This is a genomic window from Aquibacillus albus, assembly GCF_016908325.1.
GTDB lineage: Bacteria > Bacillota > Bacilli > Bacillales > Amphibacillaceae > Aquibacillus_A > Aquibacillus_A albus.
Genome location: NZ_JAFBDR010000052.1, coordinates 1 through 1,920 on the forward strand (window position 1 = coordinate 1; position 1,920 = coordinate 1,920).

General features: G+C 32.7%; 2 protein-coding genes. Both read left to right on the forward strand.

Going from position 1 to position 1,920, the window contains the following annotated elements:
• Positions 1 to 92 precede the first annotated feature (92 nt).
• Positions 93 to 1,382, forward strand: coding sequence for an IS21 family transposase (gene istA / locus JOC48_RS21110; protein WP_204502397.1), 1,290 nt, complete (start codon positions 93 to 95; stop codon positions 1,380 to 1,382).
• On the forward strand, positions 1,375 to 1,920 hold a 546-nt coding region (locus JOC48_RS21115), incomplete at its 3' end, for an ATP-binding protein (RefSeq protein WP_204502400.1). The genes istA and JOC48_RS21115, both read left to right, overlap by 8 nt.

The window sequence follows — 1,920 nt, forward strand, 5'->3', positions numbered from 1 at the left end:
TATAAATGCTACTTTAATAATGTACAGAAATGATTAATTAAGTATGTACAGTTCTGATAGTTTCGCTGCATAATATTCTGGAGGTGAATATTATGCATATGAAAATAAATGTAAATACAGAGCTTGAAATTTATAGTCTTTCAGACTTACCAAAATTTAAAATACTAATGGAGAGCTTGAAAATGAAAATAAATAAAAGCAAATTAGCCCGAGATATGGGTGTTGATCGTAGGACAGTTGAAAAATATCTTAAGGGTTTTGTACCTAAAACCATTAGAAACAGAAAATCAAAGATAGATGATTATTATGAAGTCATCTCGCTATTACTATCAGAAGAATCTAAGCAAATATTCTATTATAAACGTATCCTTTGGCAGTATTTAAAAGATAATCATGGCTTGGATTGCAGCCAATCTAATTTCAGAAAGTATATATCAAGTAAAGATGAGTTCCAAAGTTACTTCAACAAGGGGAAAAGAAAAAGCTCAAGTACTGAAGTAATACGATATGAAACACCGCCTGCAGAACAAGCTCAGTTGGATTGGAAAGAAAGTATCCGGTACATCACTAAAGATGGGGAAATACTTTATGTGAATGTGTGTGTGCTATTACTTTCGAATTCAAGGTTCAGAACATTTCATCTATCTATCTCAAAGTCTCAAAGTGTTTTATTATCATTCCTTACGGAAAGTTTTGAAGCATTTGGGGGAGTTCCAAAGACAATTGTGACGGATAATATGAAAACAGTTATGGATGTACCTCGAACAGAATATAAAGAGGGAAAGGTGAATGAGCGATTTTATCAATTTTCTAAAGATATGGGATTTGAAGTTGTGCCCTGCGTCGCTGGGAAACCAAAAACTAAAGGAAAAGTAGAGGCTCCAATGAAACTGATAGATGAGTTGCATGCATATCAAGGAAAGTTTGATTATGAGGAACTTCATCAATTTGTACAAAAACTTTGTGACCGCATTAATAATAGCTACCATCAAGGTACAGGAAAAATACCAATTTTAGCACTAAAAAAAGAAAGAAACCTCTTATCTCCACTACCACATGAACGAATAAGAGATTTCTATAAAATTGATGATAAACCTGTAAAAGTGAACACATCAAACATGATCACTTATAAGTCAAACCAGTATTCAGTACCACCTGGATACATAGGAAAGAGACTTCGTTTACAAGTTTATGATAACCATATCTTTATTTATTATAACACGGATTTGGTTGTCCAACACCCTGTTAGCCATTCGAAAATAAATTATAAACCTGAGCATTATGTCGATACCCTCGCGAGAGGGCTTCCTGCTTCAACTAATATTGAGGAACTGGCTAAGAAAAATTTAGAGGCAATCAATGAGGTGTATAAAAATGAATAGTAGTTATAGCAAACTTGTAAAGAATCTAGAGTATTTAAAACTAAAGCAAATGTTGGTTCACCTTGATGAAACGATTGATTTTATGACAAATAATCAATTGTCATTTACAGAGACATTAATTAAACTTACAGACTATGAAATTGATATGAAAGAAGTAAATATGGTTAGATCAATGGTTAAGGTTGGAGCTTTTCCACATCTAAAAGAAATAAAAGATTTTGATTTTGAATTTCAACCATCGATAAACAAACAGCAGATTTTAGATTTTGCCACCTTAAGGTTTATTGAACAAAAAGAAAACATCGTTTTCTTAGGTACAAGTGGTGTCGGAAAAACTCATTTAGCAACTTCTATTGGGATAGCTGCGGCCAAGAAAAGGACGAGCACATATTTTATCAAGTGTAATGATTTGATCATGAATTTAAAAAAGGCAAAACTTGAAAACCGGCTGGAAAATCGACTGAAACATTATGCGAAATATAAGCTACTTATTATCGATGAAATTGGCTATTTACCTATTGATGCAGAAGATGCGAAG

Excerpts from the sequence above, each read along its gene's own strand:
- istA (WP_204502397.1), top strand. The coding sequence starts at position 93 with ATGCATATGAAAATAAATGTAAATACAGAGCTTGAAATTTATAGTCTT.